Annotated in this window: 19 protein-coding genes; 17 read left to right on the top strand and 2 right to left on the bottom strand. The window is 68.0% G+C overall.

The window, feature by feature from the left end; all coding sequences use genetic code 11:
* Position 1 precedes the first annotated feature (1 nt).
* The 7 genes from C6A86_RS08370 to C6A86_RS08340 are packed head-to-tail and all read left to right on the top strand — an operon-like array spanning position 2 to position 6484.
* Positions 2-1192 (top strand): S9 family peptidase, encoded by a 1191-nt coding sequence (locus C6A86_RS08370; RefSeq protein WP_105362090.1) that lies wholly within the window; start codon positions 2-4, stop codon positions 1190-1192.
* Entirely contained in the window at positions 1189-2397 is a 1209-nt protein-coding gene (locus tag C6A86_RS08365; protein WP_105362089.1) for a CaiB/BaiF CoA-transferase family protein, read from the top strand. Before C6A86_RS08370 ends, C6A86_RS08365 begins: the two co-directional genes overlap by 4 nt.
* Positions 2398-2431: 34 nt before the next feature.
* Entirely contained in the window at positions 2432-3322 is an 891-nt protein-coding gene (locus C6A86_RS08360; RefSeq protein WP_311101078.1) for a hydroxymethylglutaryl-CoA lyase, read from the top strand.
* 1 nt (position 3323) lies between these two features.
* A complete protein-coding gene (locus tag C6A86_RS08355) occupies positions 3324-3938 on the top strand; it encodes a TetR/AcrR family transcriptional regulator (protein WP_105363563.1) in 615 nt (204 codons plus the stop codon).
* Positions 3939-3957: 19 nt separating this feature from the next.
* Positions 3958-5196 carry an acyl-CoA dehydrogenase family protein gene (locus C6A86_RS08350; protein ID WP_105363564.1) on the top strand — a complete coding sequence of 413 codons (1239 nt, stop codon included), beginning with the start codon at positions 3958-3960 and terminating at the stop codon, positions 5194-5196.
* Positions 5193-6149 (top strand): phosphotransferase family protein, encoded by a 957-nt coding sequence (locus tag C6A86_RS08345; protein WP_233213018.1) that lies wholly within the window; start codon positions 5193-5195, stop codon positions 6147-6149. Before C6A86_RS08350 ends, C6A86_RS08345 begins: the two co-directional genes overlap by 4 nt.
* Complete coding sequence (locus C6A86_RS08340; RefSeq protein WP_233213019.1) at positions 6146-6484, top strand: DUF6285 domain-containing protein; 339 nt, start codon at positions 6146-6148, stop codon at positions 6482-6484. Before C6A86_RS08345 ends, C6A86_RS08340 begins: the two co-directional genes overlap by 4 nt.
* Position 6485: 1 nt before the next feature.
* On the opposite strand, the gene C6A86_RS08335 is transcribed toward C6A86_RS08340, so the two are convergent.
* Entirely contained in the window at positions 6486-6737 is a 252-nt protein-coding gene (locus tag C6A86_RS08335; RefSeq protein WP_105363565.1) for a hypothetical protein, read from the bottom strand.
* A 45-nt stretch (positions 6738-6782) separates the two neighbouring features.
* Positions 6783-7397: a class I SAM-dependent methyltransferase gene (locus C6A86_RS08330; RefSeq protein WP_105363566.1), complete on the bottom strand. Its 615-nt coding sequence runs from the start codon at positions 7395-7397 to the stop codon at positions 6783-6785.
* An 84-nt stretch (positions 7398-7481) separates the two neighbouring features.
* On the opposite strand from C6A86_RS08330, the gene C6A86_RS08325 reads away from it, so the two are divergent.
* The 10 genes from C6A86_RS08325 to C6A86_RS08280 all read left to right on the top strand — a co-directional run bounded on the left by C6A86_RS08325 (position 7482) and on the right by C6A86_RS08280 (position 16363).
* Positions 7482-7853, top strand: coding sequence for a nuclear transport factor 2 family protein (locus C6A86_RS08325; protein ID WP_105363567.1), 372 nt, complete (start codon positions 7482-7484; stop codon positions 7851-7853).
* Between the two features lie 10 nt (positions 7854-7863).
* The gene (locus tag C6A86_RS08320; RefSeq protein WP_105363568.1) at positions 7864-8376 is read left to right on the top strand and encodes a YceI family protein; all 513 of its coding nucleotides are present in this window, start codon (positions 7864-7866) and stop codon (positions 8374-8376) included.
* A 10-nt stretch (positions 8377-8386) separates the two neighbouring features.
* The gene (locus tag C6A86_RS08315; RefSeq protein ID WP_105363569.1) at positions 8387-8785 is read left to right on the top strand and encodes a response regulator transcription factor; all 399 of its coding nucleotides are present in this window, start codon (positions 8387-8389) and stop codon (positions 8783-8785) included.
* A gap of 183 nt (positions 8786-8968) precedes the next feature.
* Positions 8969-9343 carry an NADH-quinone oxidoreductase subunit A gene (locus C6A86_RS08310; protein ID WP_105363570.1) on the top strand — a complete coding sequence of 125 codons (375 nt, stop codon included), beginning with the start codon at positions 8969-8971 and terminating at the stop codon, positions 9341-9343.
* Complete coding sequence (locus C6A86_RS08305) at positions 9334-9891, top strand: NADH-quinone oxidoreductase subunit B family protein (protein ID WP_057167587.1); 558 nt, start codon at positions 9334-9336, stop codon at positions 9889-9891. Before C6A86_RS08310 ends, C6A86_RS08305 begins: the two co-directional genes overlap by 10 nt.
* Positions 9888-10559: an NADH-quinone oxidoreductase subunit C gene (locus tag C6A86_RS08300; protein ID WP_105363571.1), complete on the top strand. Its 672-nt coding sequence runs from the start codon at positions 9888-9890 to the stop codon at positions 10557-10559. Before C6A86_RS08305 ends, C6A86_RS08300 begins: the two co-directional genes overlap by 4 nt.
* Positions 10559-11860, top strand: a complete 1302-nt coding sequence (nuoD, locus tag C6A86_RS08295) for an NADH dehydrogenase (quinone) subunit D (RefSeq protein ID WP_105363572.1) — start codon at positions 10559-10561, stop codon at positions 11858-11860. The genes C6A86_RS08300 and nuoD overlap by 1 nt, the downstream gene beginning before the upstream one ends.
* The gene (nuoE, locus tag C6A86_RS08290) at positions 11857-12702 is read left to right on the top strand and encodes an NADH-quinone oxidoreductase subunit NuoE (protein ID WP_105363573.1); all 846 of its coding nucleotides are present in this window, start codon (positions 11857-11859) and stop codon (positions 12700-12702) included. The genes nuoD and nuoE overlap by 4 nt, the downstream gene beginning before the upstream one ends.
* On the top strand, positions 12699-13991 hold the full coding sequence (nuoF, locus tag C6A86_RS08285) for an NADH-quinone oxidoreductase subunit NuoF (RefSeq protein ID WP_105363574.1): 1293 nt from the start codon (positions 12699-12701) through the stop codon (positions 13989-13991). The genes nuoE and nuoF overlap by 4 nt, the downstream gene beginning before the upstream one ends.
* Positions 13988-16363: an NADH-quinone oxidoreductase subunit G gene (locus tag C6A86_RS08280; RefSeq protein ID WP_105363575.1), complete on the top strand. Its 2376-nt coding sequence runs from the start codon at positions 13988-13990 to the stop codon at positions 16361-16363. The genes nuoF and C6A86_RS08280 overlap by 4 nt, the downstream gene beginning before the upstream one ends.
* Positions 16364-16376 lie beyond the last annotated feature (13 nt).

Here is a 16376-nt window from a genome sequence, read left to right as displayed (position 1 = left end):
CATGACCGCCACCGAAGTACCCGTCAAGTTCGAGTACGAGCGCATTCCGTATCTGGTCGCCTACCAGAACACCTCCAGCGTCCGCGACGTGTACGGCGGCGTCGCCGAACTCGTGGTGCTGGAGAGCTATCTGCTCAAGCCGAAGCAGAAGCCCAGCGATACCGTGCTGGTCTTCATGCACCCGATCGGCGGCGGCGCCTATCTGCCGATGATCAACGCGCTGGCCCGCGCCGGGCATCACGTCATCTACTGCAACAGCCGGTTCCGCGGCACCGACTCCGCGCTGCTGATGGAGAAGGTCGTCGAGGACCTCGGTGAGTGCATCAAGGATGCCAAGAACCGCCTCGGCTATGACAAGGTGGTGCTGGCCGGGTGGAGCGGCGGCGGGTCGCTGTCGGTGTTCTACCAGCAGCAGGCCCAACACCCGACGGTCACCGCCAGCCCGTCCGGCGACGGCCCCGATCTGACCACGCTCGGCCTCATCCCGGCCGACGGCATCATGCTGCTGGCCGCGCACATCAGCCGGCACGGCACGATGACCGAATGGATGGACGCCTCCATCCTCGACGAGAACGACCCGTCCCGGCGGGACCCCGAGCTCGATCTGTACAACCCCGACAATCCGAATCAGCCGCCGTACACGCCGGAGTTCCTGGCGCGCTACCACGAAGCCCAAATCGCGCGGAACCGGCGAATCACCAAGTGGGTCAAGGAGAAGCTGGCCGAACTCAGGGCCGCCGGCCGCCCCGATGACGAATATGCGTTCGTGGTGCACGGCACCATGGCCGATCCGCGCTGGCTGGACCCGACCGTCGATCCGAACGAACGCACCCCGGGCACCTGCTATCTGGGCGATCCTCAGGTGGTGAACAACTCCCCCGTCGGGCTGGCCCGGTTCTGCACGCTGCGCAGCTGGCTGTCGCAATGGAGCTACGACGACGCCAACGGCGACGCGGTCAAGGCCGGCCCCGACATCGCGGTACCCGCGCTGGTGATCGGCAACCTCGCCGATGACGCCTGCACACCGAGCCACACCCGCCGCCTGTTCGAGGCGATCGGGCATCCGGACAAGGAGATGCACGAGATCAGCGGCGCCAACCACTACTACTCCGGACCGGACCAGCGCGGCACCCTGCGCCAGGCCGTCGGAGTCTGCACGGATTGGCTGCACCGGCACGGGTTCTCGGTATGAGCGGGCCGACCGGTGCGCTGGACGGTATCCGGGTCCTGGAGCTGGGCACCCTGATCTCGGGCCCGTTCGCCGGCCGGCTACTCGGCGACATGGGCGCCGAGGTCATCAAGATCGAGCTGCCCGGGACACCGGATCCGCTGCGCACCTGGGGACAGGCCGAACTCGACGGTCACCACTTTTTCTGGACCGTGCACGCCCGCAACAAGAAGGCTGCCACCCTGGATCTGCGCACCGACCGCGGTCGCGAGCTGTTCCTGGAACTGGTGGAACGCTCCGACATCATCGTGGAGAACTTCCGGCCCGGCACGCTGGAGAAGTGGAACCTGGGCTACGACGTGCTGCGCGCCCGCAACAAGGGCATCATCCTGGTGCGGGTGTCCGGCTACGGCCAGACCGGACCGGACGCCGGCAAGGCCGGCTACGCCTCGGTCGCCGAGGCGGCCAGCGGGCTTCGGCACATGAACGGATTTCCCGGCGGCCCGCCGCCGCGGCTGGCATTGTCGCTGGGCGACAGCCTGGCCGGGATGTTCGCCGCGCAGGGCGCACTGGCCGCGCTGTACCGGCGCAGCGTGACCGGCGAAGGACAGATCGTCGACACCGCCCTGACCGAAAGCTGCTTGGCGATCCAGGAATCCACCATCCCCGACTACGACGTCGGCGGCGTGATCCGTGGGCCGTCGGGCACCCGGCTGGAGGGGATCGCCCCGTCGAACATCTATCAGAGCGCGAACGGCAGCTGGGTGGTGATCGCGGCCAACCAGGACACGGTGTTCCGCAGGCTGTGCGGTGCGATGGGCATGCCGGAGCTGGCAGGCGATGACCGGTTCGCCAACCATGTTGCCCGCGGCCGCCATCAGGACGAGCTCGACAAGATCATCGGTGACTGGGCGGCCGAGCGTCAGCCCGACGACATCATCGCCACGCTGTCGGAGGCCGGTGTGATCAGCGGCCCGATCAACACCGTGGCCGAGGTGGTCAACGACCCGCAGCTGCAGGCCCGCGGGATGATCGCCGACCACTGGGATGAACGGGTCGAACGCAACGTCAAGGGACCCGGTGTCATCCCGGTGCTCTCGGTGACGCCGGGCAGCGTGCGCAACGCCGGTTCGGCGCGACCCGGACAGCACAATGACGAGGTGTACTCGGGGCTGCTCGGCCTGAGCGCCGAGGAAGTGGCCGGCCTGAGTGCGGAGGGGGTGCTGTGATGCGGCGGGCACGAGCGAAGCGACAGGGGAGATCATGAGAGTCGATATCCGCGAGGTCTGCCTGCGCGACGGTCTACAGATCGAGGCGCCCATCCCGCTGGCCGCCAAGATCGGCATCTTGGAGGCCATCGTCGCCACCGGGGTGCGTGAGGTGGAGGCCACCGCCTTCGTGTCGCCGTCGAAGGTGCCGGCCCTGGCCGATGCCGCCGAACTCGCCGCCGAACTGCACCGCTTTCCCGACGTCGAGTTCTCCGCGCTGGTGGCCAGCCCCAATGGCGCCAAACGAGCCGTCGCGGCCGGTCTGACCTCGATCGAGTACGTGGTGTCGGCCTCGGATGCGCACAGCCGCGCGAACGTCGGCCGTGACGCGGGCCAGGCGACGGCGGCCATCGCCGACGTCACCCGCATCGCCCATGATCACGACGCGACCGTCGAGGTCATCATCGCGACCGCCTGGGACTGCCCGTTCGACGGCCCGACGGATCCCCGCCGGGTGATCGAGATCGCTTCGGCGGCGGCCGAACTCGGCGTCGACCGGATCGCCATCGCCGATACCATCGGGACCACCACTCCGCGCCGGGTCACCACACTGATCGAGCGGGTCCGACCGGTGATCGGCGATCTGCCGCTGGGTGCGCACTTCCACAACACCCGCGGTGCCGGACTGGCCAGCGCGTATGCCGCCGTACAGTCCGGGGTGACCCGGCTGGACGCCTCCGTCGGCGGCCTGGGCGGGTGCCCGTTCGCCCCGGGAGCCAGCGGTAACATCGCCACCGAGGATCTGGTGTACCTGTTGCGCGACAGCGGTATCGAGGTCGACGTGGACCTCGAGGCAGCCATCGCAGCGGCTCGGATCGCCCAGGACGCCGTCGGGCACGAACTGCCCAGCGCGTTGCTGCGCGCCGGTGATCGCATCCTGGCCTGATATGACGCCCGCCGAATCGCTGACCGCCAAGGGCAGGCAGACCCGAGAGGCCATCGAACTGGCCGCCCGGAAACTGTTCGCCGAACGCGGCTTTCACGGCACCACCCTGGCCGATATCACCTCCGCGGCCGGGAAGTCCTCGGCGGTGTTCTACCGGTATTTCGACGACAAGGAAGATCTGCTGGCCTCGCTGGCCGAGTCGTTCCTGCACGATATCGTCGAGCCGTCCGGCTCGCGGGTACCGCTGCCGGATACTCCGCAGGACAGCGAGTACTTCACCACGGTGGTCACCGGGTACTGGAATCTGTTCCGGCAGAACATCGGCATCATGATCGCCGTCGCTCAACTCGGGGCCACCCAGCCGCGTTTCGCGCAGGTTCAGCACGAGTTCCGGCGATTCGGTATGGATATGGTCGCCGGGTCGGTGCGCCGGGCCCGCGAGCAGGGCTACGCACAGGACCTCGACCCCGAACACATCGCCGCCGCGATCGCGCTGCTGTTCGAGAACTTCACCGTCGTCGTGGTGGGCAACCCCGGCTCCGAGCTGCAGATCAGCGACGCCGACGCCATCAAGACGCTGTCGACGATCTGGAAGAAAACGCTGTACGGCCACTGAGCCAGAAGGAGAGATCACCGTGGATTTCGCTTTACCCGAGCACCTTCCAGGCCTGCTGGCCGAGATGGACGCCTTCATCGAGGCTGAGATCAAGCCGCTGGAACGCGAGAACATGCAGTACTTCGACCGGCGTCGCGAGTTCGCCCGGACCGACCTGGACAACGGCGGCGTGCCGACCCGCGAATGGGAGGACCTGCTCGACGAGATGCGGCGGCGCGCCGATGCCGCCGGGTGGCTGCGGTACGGGCTGCCGGAGGAGTTCGGCGGTCGAGGCGGATCGAACCTGGACATGGCGGTGATCCGGGAACACCTGGCGCACAAGGGGCTCGGGCTGCACAACGATCTGCAGGACGAATCGTCGATCGTCGGTAACTTCCCGCAGGTCATCATGATGAGCAGGTTCGGCACCGAGGCCCAGAAGAAGGACTGGGTCGAGGCGATGCTCACCGGCGAGCGCTCGATGGCGTTCGGGCTCACCGAACCCAACCACGGCAGCGACGCCACCTGGATGGAGACCACCGCGGTCCGCGACGGCGACGACTGGGTGATCAACGGCGCCAAGCGCTGGAACACCGGCGTGCACCGCGCCACCCATGATCTGGTCTTCGCCCGCACCTCGGGTCAGGACGGCTCCGCGGTGGGGATCACCGCATTCCTGGTGCCCACCGACACCCCGGGGTTCACAGTTCCGTACTACTGGTGGACCTTCAACATGCCCAGCGACCATGGCGAGGTCGAGCTCAAGGACGTCCGGGTGCCCGCCGACGCGGTCCTCGGCGAGGTCGACCACGGACTCGAGGTCGGCCAGACCTTCCTGCACGAGAACAGGATTCGGCAGGCCGCCAGTAGCCTGGGGGCGGCGCAATACTGTATCGACCGGGCCGCACAGTATGCCGGGGACCGGATCGTGTTCGGCAAGCCGTTGTCGGTCAACCAGGCCGTGCAGTGGCCGCTGGCCGAGTTGCAGACCGAGGCCCAGATGGTGCGCCTACTGGTGTACTACGCCGCCTGGCACCTGGATCGCGATCACCACATGGAGGTCTCGGACAAGGTCTCGATGGCCAACTACCGGGCCAACCGGCTGGTGTGTGAGGCCGCCGACCGGGCGATGCAGATCCACGGCGGTGTCGGTTACAGCCGCCATGAACCGTTCGAGCACATCTATCGGCACCACCGCCGGTACCGGATCACCGAGGGCGCCGAAGAGATACAGATCCGCCGGGTCGCGCAGCGCATGCTGAAGTTCGGTCGCAAGTGACCGATCCCGCCGCCCTCGCCGGCGTTCTGGCGCCCGCGTTCGGCGAGGTCACGGTCGCCGATCTGCGGGTGCTCACCGGCGGAGCCAGCCGTGCCACCTGGGCCTTCGATGCGCACACGGCGGCGGGCGTACGCGCCCTGATCCTGCGCACCGGTCCACCCGATGACGTGCACGCCAGCATGGAGTTGGAGGCTGCCGCCCTGCGCCGTGCCGCCACCACCGGGGCCCCGGTGCCGGAGGTCATCGCCGCCGACAATTCCCCTGCCGCCCTGGGCAATCCGTATCTGATCTGCGATTTCATCGGCGGCGAGACCATCGTCCGCAAGATCCAACGCACCCTCGACGATGCGACGCGGGCTCGCCTGCTCCGCCAGTGCGCCGAAGCGTTGGCCGCGATCCACCGGGCCGACCCGGCGGGTATCGGGCTGCCGACCTCGGACCCGCTGGCGGAGTGGCGCCATCAGCTCGACGAGATGGGTGACACCACAGCCACATTCGAGTGGGCCTTCCGGTGGCTGGAACTGCATCGGCCGCAGCCGACCCCGTCGGTGCTGGTGCACGGCGACTTCCGGATGGGCAACCTGATCGTCGACGACACCGGCCTGGCGGCGGTGCTCGACTGGGAACTGACCCACATCGGCGAGGCCCTCGATGATCTGGCCTGGTTCTGCATCCGGGCCTGGCGCTTCGGCGCGCCGGCATCGCTGGGTGCCGGCGGGCTCGGCAGCGTCGAGGATTTCGTCACCGCCTACGAACGGGCGGGCGGCCTGCCGGTGGACCGCGCCGCGCTGCGCTGGTGGCTGGTCGCGGCCACCCTGCGCTGGGGTGTCATCTGCCGCTACCAGTACGAACGGCACCGCAGTGGGCTGACCCGCTCGGTCGAATTGGCCGCCATCGGACGACGGGTGTGCGAGACCGAGTACGACCTGCTCGACCTGCTGGAGGCCTCGTGACGGACCTGCATTACAAGCCGACCGCCGCCGAACTCGTCGCCGCCGTCGCCGAATTCCTCGAGGGCGAGGTCCGCGCCGAGACAACCGGAGCGGTGAACTTCCACGCCCGGGTCGCGGCGAATGTGCTGCGCACCGTGGAACGCGAGCTGCTCGACGACACCGGCGATCAGCCGCGGGCCGCGCTTGCGGCGCTGGGCTTCGACGACGAGTCCGCGCTGGCCGCCGCCATCCGCACCGGCGGCTTCGATGGGCGCGATGACGAGGTGTTTCCCGCCTTGCGCGCGCTGGTGGCGCACCGGCTGCGGGTCGCACACCCCGGCTATGAGGAGGCGTGAGCTAGTCGTGCCGACGATCGTCGCTGACCGTCTGGATCAACGCGACGATCTGCTGCTGGCCGGCGGCTGCCGCGTCGAGACGTCCACGGATCTCGGCGAAACCGCGATCAAACTGTCCACGCAACTCGACAAACTCCTGTCGCAAGTCGACGAAGTCTGTACGCATCGCATTGAACGACGCCGTCGTCGCCTGCCGGAAGTCCCGGATCTCGTTTCGAACCTCCCGGCGATTCTCGCGCTCGTCGGACGCCACGTCCGAAGAATACCGCCGCAACCACGACCGTCGCGGCGCCAGTTCTCACACCCGAGCCACCCGCGCCAGCCAGGCCGGCTCGTCGACCACCGTGCCTGCCGGCAGCCCGAGCAATTCGGCGTGCGCCTGCCCCACCACGCCGCGGTAGGTCGTGGTCTCCAACGCCTCCACCTGCCAGCCCTCGGCGAACGCCGACCGGATCACCTGCTCGCTGACCTGCGGACCGAACCCGCGACCGGCGTCGGACAGCGCCAGCACATGGAGGTATCCCCCGGGCCGGCAGACGCGGCGCAAGCTCTCGACGTAGCGCGCCCGGTCGGCATCGTCGAAGATGTGGAACAGCGCGCTGTCCAAGACCGTCTCGTACGGCGCCGCCGCTTCCAGATCGAAGGCGTCGCCGATCTCGAAGCGTGCATCCACCCCGCGGGCGGTCGCGTTCGCACGGGCCTGCTCGATGGCATGCGGCGCGAAGTCGATGCCGACCACGTCATAACCCAACCGGGTCAGCAGGATGGTGTGCTCCCCCAGACCGCATCCGATGTCGAGGACCGGACTGCGCAGCAGACGCGTTCTTTCCAGGGCGACCACCGTAGGTTGTGGTTCACCGATCACCCAAGGCGCAGTGTGTGTTTCATAAGCGGTATCGAAGCGTTCCCTCATATCCGCCAGTGTCCGACCTGAACTTCGGTTGAGGTCAACCCCCGGGGCGAGCGAGCGATGGGGAACAATCCAGAAGGAGAAACAATGACCGTTGAGGTGGCGAACCGCTTGTTCGACGCGATCGAACGCGGCGCCTACGCCGATATCGAGGCGCTGTGGGGCGACGACGTCGCGGTGTGGCACAGCGGCGATCCGGCCGACAATGACCGCGAGCTGGCGCTGAAGGTGATCCGCTGGTTCCTCCGGATCACCACGACACACCGCTACGAGATCCTCGATCGACAGTTCTTCGACGGCGGGTTCGTCCAGCAGCACATCCTGCACGCCGACGCCACCCATGGTGCTTCCGTCAAATTGCGGGTATGCATCGTGATCAAGGTGGGAGCCGACGGCCGCATCACCAGGATCGACGAGTACTTCGACCCGGCCGATATGGCTCCCCTGCTGACGAGCTGAGGAGAACACCATGGACCCGCTGGACTGGATAGGTACCTGGCGGCTGGATCCCACGCGAACGGAGCTGGCCTTCCACAGCCCGACGTTCTGGGGTTTCGCCCACGTCAAAGGCGTGTTCACCGATACCGAAGGGACCGCCGAGGCGGTCGCGGACGGCAATGTCACCGGCCGTCTCACCATTGCCGCGGCATCGGTGAACACCGGCATCGGCCGCCGTGACACGCACCTGCGCTCCGCGGACTTCTTCGATGTCGAGCGCTTCCCGCTGATCGAGGTGACCGTGGAGTCCGCGGAGGTCACCGGAGCTTCCTGGGTCACCCTGAGCATCGTGGTCCGGGTCAAGGGCCGCGAACAGGAACTCGATCTCCCGGTGCACGTCCGCGACGCCGCCGGCGGCGAGGTCCAATTGCAGACCACCACGACGCTCAATCGCCAGACGTTCGGGGTCGACGGCAACCTGCTCGGGATGATGGGCGACGCTGTCACCATCGAAGCCGCCGCGGTTTTCGTCAAGCAGTCGTAGCATCGGCCATGTGGCCGACACCGATGCCCAGCTCCGGATCCTGGTCTACAGCTCCAACTACCGCACCCGAGATCAGGTGCGCTCGGCACTTGGCCGGCGCATCCACCCCGATCTGCCCGAGCTGAGCTACCTCGATGTCGCGACCGCTCCGGTCGTCGTCGAACAGGTCGCCGCCGGCGGGTTCGATCTGCTCATTCTGGACGGCGAAGCCGCCCCGGCCGGCGGGCTGGGACTGGCCAAACAACTCAAGGACGAGGTCGAGGTCTGCCCGCCGATCCTGGTACTCACCGGACGGGCCGACGACGCCTGGCTGGCCTCCTGGTCACGCGCCGAAGCGGTGGTGTCCCATCCGATCGACCCAATCCGCCTCGGTGAGGCCGTCGCGCATCTACTGCGCAACTCCGCTTGAGTTCCAGCACGAAACAGCCTGCGGCCGTTGGTTCTTCACCACTCTCTGCGATGAGAGCGGGCAGCCGAGCTATTGCACCCGATACTAACGAAAATGCGCCGCCCCAACCGTTAACGCGACTAAGCTGTGTCCTAGCTCACATCGACAGTCCAACGAGAGAGCGGCACAAAGGTTGACACAGGCATGAACGTCTACACACCCATACTGGTGCTCGGGGCGATCGCTGCCGTGTTCGCGGTCGGGTCGGTGGGCATCGCCACCTTCATCGGACCGCGCCGCTACAACCGGGCCAAGCTCGAAGCCTACGAATGCGGTATCGAACCCCTGCTGCCCGCCGAGGATGCCAAGCTCGCCACCGGCCAGCGCTTCCCGGTCAAGTACTACCTGACCGCAATGCTGTTCATCATCTTCGATATCGAGATCGTGTTCCTCTACCCGTGGGCGGTGTCCTTCGACTCGCTGGGATTGTTCGCGGTGGTCGAGATGCTGCTGTTCATGCTGACCGTCTTCGTGGCCTACACCTACGTCTGGCGCCGAGGAGGCCTGTCATGGGATTAGAGGAACAACTGCCCGGCGGCATTCTGCTGTCCACCGTGGAGAAGGTCGCCGGCTATGTCCGGAAGGGCTCACTGTGGCCGGCCACCTTCGGGCTGGCGTGCTGCGCCATCGAGATGATGGCGACGGCGGGTCCGCGCTTCGACATTTCCCGGTTCGGGATGGAACGGTTCTCCGCCACGCCGCGGCAGGCCGATCTGATGATCGTCGCGGGCCGGGTCAGCCAGAAGATGGCGCCGGTACTGCGTCAGGTCTACGACCAGATGGCAGAGCCGAAATGGGTGTTGGCCATGGGGGTCTGCGCGTCCTCGGGCGGCATGTTCAACAACTACGCGGTGGTGCAGGGCGTCGACCACGTGGTACCGGTGGACATCTATCTGCCCGGCTGCCCGCCGCGGCCGGAGATGCTGCTGAACGCAATCCTGAAGCTGCACGCCAAGATTGCCGAGATGCCACTCGGGGTCAACCGGGCCGAGGCCGTCGCCGCCGCCGAACAGGCCGCGCTGGCGTCGCCGACAACCCTCGAACTGACCGGATTGTTGCGCTCATGAGCGAGAAGCCAGACGCCGAAGTCATCGGCACCCGCCGCGGCATGTTCGGCGTCACCGGCAGCGGTGACACCTCCGGCTACGGGCGGCTCGTGCGTGAGGTCTCGCTGCCGGGCAGTTCACCGCGCCCCTACGGCGACTACTTCGACGAGGTGGTGGACGCACTGATCGCCGGACTGGGACCGGACCAGTTCACCGCCGCCGTCGAACGCGTCGTGGTGTTCCGCGACGAGCTGACCCTCGAGGTCCGACGTGAGCATCTGCCGGTGGTCGCCCAGGCCCTGCGCGACGATCCCGCGCTGAGATTCGAGCTCTGTCTGGGCGTTTCGGGTGTGCACTATCCGCAGGAGCAGGACCGCGAGTTGCACGCCGTCTATCCGCTGATGTCGATCACGCACAACCGCAGATTGCGGGTGGAGGTGGCGGCGCCGGACGCCGATCCGCACGTACCTTCGCTGTTCTCGGTGTACCCGACCACCGATTGGCATGAGCGGGAGACCTACGACTTCTTCGGGATCATCTTCGACGGGCACCCGTCGCTGACCCGCATCGAGATGCCCGACGACTGGGTCGGGCATCCGCAACGCAAGGACTACCCGTTGGGCGGCATCCCCGTGGAGTACCACGGGGCGCAGATACCGCCGCCCGACGAGCGGAGGTCATACAACTGATGTCAGTGGAGAGCACTCCGCCCGTGGTCATGGTCGGCGGCCAGGACTGGGATGCGGTGGTGGCCGCCGCGCGCGAACACGCCGGCGAACGGATCGTCGTCAACATGGGTCCGCAGCACCCGTCCACGCACGGCGTGCTGCGCCTGATCCTGGAGATCGAAGGCGAGACCATCACCGAGGCCCGGTGCGGAATCGGCTACCTGCACACCGGAATCGAGAAGAATCTCGAGTACCGCAATTGGACCCAGGGCGTCACCTTCGTGACCCGGATGGACTACCTGTCCCCGTTCTTCAACGAGACCGCCTACTGCCTGGGTGTGGAGAAGCTGCTCGGGGTCACCGACGACATCCCCGAACGCGCCAGCGTCATCCGGGTGCTGCTGATGGAGCTCAACCGGATCTCCAGCCACCTGGTCGCACTGGCCACCGGCGGGATGGAACTGGGTGCGATGTCGGCCATGTTCTTCGGATTCCGCGAGCGCGAGACCATCCTCAGCATGTTCGAGACCATCACCGGGCTACGGATGAACCACGCCTTCATCCGCCCCGGCGGGCTCGCCGCCGATCTGCCCGACGAAGCCCTGCCCCAGTTGCGCGAACTGCTCACGACGCTGCCGGAGGGGTTGCGCGATCTGGAGAAGCTGCTGCGGGAGAACTACATCTGGAAGGCCCGCACGCAGGGCATCGGGTACCTGGATCTGACCGGGTGCATGGCGCTCGGCATCACCGGACCGGTGCTGCGCTCCACCGGCCTGCCGCACGACCTGCGCCGCGCCCAGCCCTACTGCGGGTATGAGACCTACGACTTCGAGGTGTGCACCGATGACGGCTGTGATGCCTACGGCCGCTATCTGATTCGCGTCGACGAGATGAAGGAATCGCTGAAGATCGTCGAACAGTGCGTCGCCCGGTTGAAGCCCGGGCCGGTGATGCTGACCGACAAGAAGCTGGCCTGGCCGGCCGACCTCAAGATCGGCCCGGACGGGCTGGGCAATTCACCCGAGCACATCGCGAAGATCATGGGCTCCTCGATGGAAGCCCTCATCCATCACTTCAAGCTGGTCACCGAGGGTATCCGGGTGCCGGCCGGTCAGGTGTACGTGGCCGTGGAGTCACCGCGCGGTGAGCTCGGCGTGCACATGGTCAGCGACGGCGGCACCCGCCCGTACCGCGTGCACTACCGCGACCCCTCGTTCACCAATCTTCAGGCGGTGGCCGCCATGTGCGAGGGCGGCATGGTCGCCGACGCGATATCCGCGGTGGCGTCGATCGACCCGGTGATGGGAGGCGTAGACAGGTGACGACCATCGATCTTCAGCTGGGGCAACGCCCGGATGAAGCCGGACCCCCGATCAGCGCTGGGCCCCAGCACTATTCGGACGAGGTGACCGAACGGCTGATCGCCGATGCCGAGCAGATCATCGCCCGCTACCCGGTGGCGCGGTCGGCACTGCTGCCGCTGCTGCACCTGGTGCAGGCCCAGGACGGTTACCTGACCCCGGCCGGAGTCGGTTTCTGCGCCGCACAACTCGGCCTCACCCCCGCCGAGGTCACCGCCGTCGCCACGTTCTACTCGATGTACCGGCGCACCCCCACCGGGGACTACCTCGTCGGGGTCTGCACCAACACGTTGTGCGCGGTCATGGGTGGCGATGCCATTCTCGAGGTGCTGCAGGATCATCTCGGCATCCACGCCGGCCAGAGCACCGCGGACGGTGCGGTCACGCTGGAACACATCGAATGCAACGCCGCATGCGACTACGCCCCGGTGGTGATGGTGAACTGGGAGTTCTTCGACAACCAGACCCCGGCCTCGGCACGGGATCTCGTCGACGATCTGCGCTCGGGCGCGCCGGTCACGCCCACGCGCGGGGCGCCGATGTGCACCTTCACGCAGACAGCCCGCATCCTCGCCGGCTTCCCCGATGACCGACCCGGCGCGAACGACGCGACGCCCGGCGATGCCACGCTCGCGGGCCTGAAGGTGGCCCGGGAGCGCGGCATGACCGCTCCCGCGTCCGGCGAAAGCCACTCCACCGCAGGCGGTCCCGATGACCAACGGATCGCCGAGGAGACCGCTCGCGACCAACCGGCACCCGCACCGTCGGCCGACCTGCCACCGAAGAACGGGGGCCGACCGTGACCCTCGCACCCGTTTTGAGCAAGCACTGGGATCAGCCGTCGTCCTGGACGCTGGACGCCTACCGGCGCCACGGCGGATACCAGGCGCTGACGAAGGCGCTCACCATGGCCCCCGATGACGTCATCGCCCTGGTCAAGGAGTCCGGACTGCGCGGCCGGGGCGGGGCGGGGTTCCCGACCGGGCAGAAGTGGTCGTTCATCCCGCAGGGCACCGAAGGTGCCGGCGCCAAACCGCACTACCTGGTGATCAATGCCGACGAGTCGGAACCCGGTACGTGCAAGGACATCCCGCTGATGATGGCGTCACCGCATGTGCTCATCGAGGGCGCGATCATTGCGGCGTACGCGATCCGGGCCCGGTATGCGTTCATCTACCTGCGCGGTGAGGTGGTGCCGGTGCTGCGGCGCCTGCAGGCCGCGGTCGCCGAGGCCTACGATGCGGGCTACCTCGGGTCCGGTGTCGACCTCGTCGTGCACGCCGGTGCGGGCGCCTACATCTGCGGCGAGGAAACCGCGCTGCTGGACTCGCTGGAAGGGCGTCGCGGCCAACCCCGCCTACGCCCACCGTTCCCGGCGGTCGCCGGTCTGTACGCCTGCCCCACCGTGGTCAACAACGTCGAATCCATTGCCAGCGTGCCCGCCGTCGTCGCCGGTGGCGTCGACTGGTTCAAGTCGATGGGCTCGGACAAGTCACCCGGCTTCACGCTCTACTCGCTGTCCGGTCACGTCACCCGACCCGGCCAGTACGAGGCCCCGCTGGGCGTCACACTGCGGGAACTACTCGACTACGCCGGCGGCGTGCGGGTCGGACACCAGCTGAAGTTCTGGACCCCGGGGGGTTCGTCGACCCCGCTGCTGACCCCCGAGCACCTCGACGTGCCACTGGATTACGAAGGGGTGGCAGGCGCGGGATCGATGCTGGGCACCAAGGCGTTGCAGATCTTCGACGAGACCACCTGCGTGGTGCGCGCGGTGCGGCGGTGGACCCAGTTCTACGCCCACGAGTCCTGCGGCAAGTGCACTCCGTGCCGGGAGGGCACCTACTGGCTGGCCCAGATCTACCAGCGCCTGGAGGACGGCACCGGGGTTCCCGAGGACATCGACAAACTGCTCGACATCTCCTACGCCATTCTCGGCAAGTCGTTCTGCGCGCTCGGGGATGGGGCGGCCAGCCCGATCATCTCGTCCATCAAGTACTTCCGCGACGAATACCTGGCCCATCTGGGCGGCGGGTGTCCGTTCGACCCCTATGCGTCGACACTGTTCGCCGTCGAAGGAGCGGGCGCATGACGATTGCCGAACCGGCCAAGGAGACCACCCCGGTCGAGATGGTGGAGCTGAGCATCGACGGGCACCAGGTCAGCGTGCCGAAGGGCACCCTGCTGATCCGCGCCGCCGAACTGATGGGCATCCAGATCCCGCGGTTCTGCGATCACCCGCTGCTGGATCCGGTCGGCGCCTGCCGCCAGTGCCTGGTCGAGGTCGAGGGTCAGCGCAAACCGCTGGCCTCGTGCACGGCCTCGGTCACCCCGGACATGGTGGTGCGCACCCAGCTGACCTCCGAGATCGCCGACAAGGCCCAGCACGGGGTGATGGAACTGCTGTTGATCAACCATCCGCTGGATTGCCCGGTCTGCGACAAGGGCGGCGAATGCCCGCTGCAGAACCAGGCGATGTCCAACGGCCGCAGCGACTCCCGCTTCACCGACGTCAAACGCACCTTCCCCAAACCGATCAACCTGTCCGCCCAGGTGCTGTTGGACCGGGAACGGTGCGTGCTGTGCGCCCGGTGCACCCGGTTCTCCAACCAGATCGCCGGTGACCCGTTCATCGAGCTGCTGGAACGCGGTGCGCTACAACAGGTCGGCATCGCCGCCGGGGAGGCGTTCGACTCCTACTTCTCCGGCAACACCGTGCAGATCTGCCCGGTCGGCGCCCTCACCGGCACCGCATACCGCTTCCGTGCGCGGCCCTTCGACCTGGTGTCCTCGCCGAGCGTCTGCGAACACTGCGCGTCGGGATGCGCCCAACGCACCGATCATCGGCGCGGAAAGGTGTTGCGGCGACTGGCCGGAGATGACCCGGAGGTCAACGAGGAGTGGAACTGCGACAAGGGTCGCTGGGCATTCACCTACACCCGTCAAGGTGACCGCATCACCACTCCTCTGGTACGCGACCCGGACGGCAGCCAGCGTCCGGCGTCGTGGTCGGAGGCGGTGGCGATCGCGGTGCGCGGCCTGACCGCCGCCGCCGGGCACGCCGGTGTCCTGGTCGGTGGGCGCGCGACCGTGGAAGACGCCTACGGCTACGCCAAGTTCGCCCGGATCATGCTGGACACCAACGATATCGACTTCCGCAGCCGGGTCCACTCGGCGGAGGAAGCGCAGTTCCTGGCCCACGCGGTCGCCGGACTGCCGCAGTCGGTCAGTTACGCCGAGATCGAGTCCGCACCGGCGGTGCTGCTGGCCGGCTTCGAGCCCGAAGAGGAATCCCCGATCGTGTTCCTGCGGCTGCGCAAGGCCTTCCGCAAGCGCGGCCTGCCGGTGCTGTCGATCGGTCCGTTCGCGACCCGCGGCCTGCAGAAGATGGGCGGCCGCCACATCCCGGTCGCGCCCGGCGGTGAGGCCGCGGCACTGGACGGCCTGACAGCCGAACTGCCGCCCGATGCGCTCATCCTCGTCGGGGAACGCCTGGCCGGCTCCCCCGGGGCCTACTCCGCGGCGATCCGGCTGGCCGCCGCAACGGGCGCCCGGCTGGGCTGGATCCCGCGCCGCGCCGGTGAGCGCGGTGCGCTCGAAGCCGGTGCCGCACCGCATCTGCTGCCCGGTGGCCGTCCCGTCGAAGACGCCGCCGCGCGCAGCGAGGTGGCCGCCGCCTGGAACGTCGAGGAACTACCCGCCCGGCCCGGCCGGGACACCGGCGCGATCCTGGCTGCGTCCGCCGCCGGCGATATCCGGGCCCTGCTCATCGGCGGTGTCGAGGTCGACGACCTGCCCGACCCGGAGGCGGCCGTCGCCGCCCTGGAGGCGACACCGTTCATCGTCAGCCTGGAGCTGCGGCACAGCGCCGTCACCGAACGTGCCGACGTGGTGTTCCCGGTCGCACCGGTCGCCGAGAAGGCCGGCACCTTCGTGAATTGGGAGGGCCGCCACCGTCCGTTCCCGGCGGCGCTGCCCCCGGCCGCCACCGCCGATATGCGGGTGCTGGCCGCGCTGGCCGACGAGGTCGGGGTCGATCTCCGGCTGACCGATGCCGCCACCGTGCGCGCCGATATCGAGCGGCTGGGCGGCTGGGAGGGCGCGCGGGCCGCCGCGCCGACCGTCCCTGCGACCGAGGCGCCGCACCCCGGGCCCGGCGAAGCCGTGCTGACCGGCTGGCGGATGCTGCTCGACGGCGGACGCCTGCAGGACGGGGAGCCGCATCTTGCCGGCACCGCCCGCCCCGCGGTGGCGCGGTTGTCCGCGGCGACGGCCGCCGAGATCGGTTGCGCCGAGGGCGCTCCGGTACGTGTGCGCACCGACCGCGGTGAGCTGAGCCTGTCGGTGGCGGTGACCGAGATGCCCGACCGGGTGGTGTGGGTGCCGCTGAACTCCGCCGGATCGGCGGTGCATCGGACCCTCGGCGCCGTGGTCGGATCGATTGTCGGGATCGGCCCGGCATGACGCGGCGAGAAGC

The organism is Mycobacterium sp. ITM-2016-00316 (genome assembly GCF_002968335.2).
In the GTDB taxonomy this organism is placed as follows: domain Bacteria; phylum Actinomycetota; class Actinomycetes; order Mycobacteriales; family Mycobacteriaceae; genus Mycobacterium.
This window is presented reverse-complemented; position numbering and strand designations above follow the sequence as displayed.